The organism is Bacillus cereus group sp. BfR-BA-01430 (assembly GCF_022663115.1).
Lineage (GTDB): Bacteria > Bacillota > Bacilli > Bacillales > Bacillaceae_G > Bacillus_A > Bacillus_A cereus_BD.
This window is the reverse complement of the sequence record NZ_JAKUEW010000057.1, coordinates 1-766: the sequence shown is the minus strand read 5'-3', so window position 1 is coordinate 766 and position 766 is coordinate 1. Positions and strand designations below refer to the sequence as shown.

Here is a 766-nt window from a genome sequence, read left to right as displayed (position 1 = left end):
CGTACTCAGGATACATTCAAGAGGGAACGAAGTTTCAACTACAGGGTTGTTACCTTCTATGACGAGCCTTTCCAGACTGCTTCGTCTACCTCGTTCCTTTGTAACTCCGTATAGAATGTCCTACAACCCCAAGAGGCAAGCCTCTTGGTTTGGGCTATGTTCCGTTTCGCTCGCCGCTACTCAGGAAATCGCATTTGCTTTCTCTTCCTCCAGGTACTTAGATGTTTCAGTTCCCTGGGTCTGTCTTCCTTACCCTATGTATTCAGATAAGGATACCATACCATTACGTATGGTGGGTTTCCCCATTCGGAAATCTCCGGATCAAAGCTTACTTACAGCTCCCCGAAGCATATCGGTGTTAGTCCCGTCCTTCATCGACTCCTAGTGTCAAGGCATCCACCGTGCGCCCTTTCTAACTTAACCAAACTAAAATTTAAAAATATGAGCTACACTGTTATCTAGTTTTCAAAGAACATGCCTACTGCGCTGCATTTGCTTCTCTGCTGGCATGCGGTGAGGAATCCATCATCGTGGAATTCACTTTCAGACGCAACCGCAAGAAAAAAACAACCTGCTTACGCTGTATAAACTTGAGAGATAGTTCTCTCAAAACTGAACAAAACGAAACACGGAAACTTATATTGATAAGCAGCGCTCATCAATTCTCCATAGAAAGGAGGTGATCCAGCCGCACCTTCCGATACGGCTACCTTGTTACGACTTCACCCCAATCATCTGTCCCACCTTAGGCGGCTGGCTCCAAAAG

General features: G+C 46.0%; 2 rRNA genes. Both read right to left on the bottom strand.

The annotated features are described in order from the left end of the window. Positions 1-423: ribosomal RNA gene (locus MR058_RS22895) — 23S ribosomal RNA — on the bottom strand; the annotation flags it as partial. Between the two features lie 249 nt (positions 424-672). Beyond that, a 16S ribosomal RNA gene (locus MR058_RS22890) occupies positions 673-766 on the bottom strand; the annotation flags it as partial.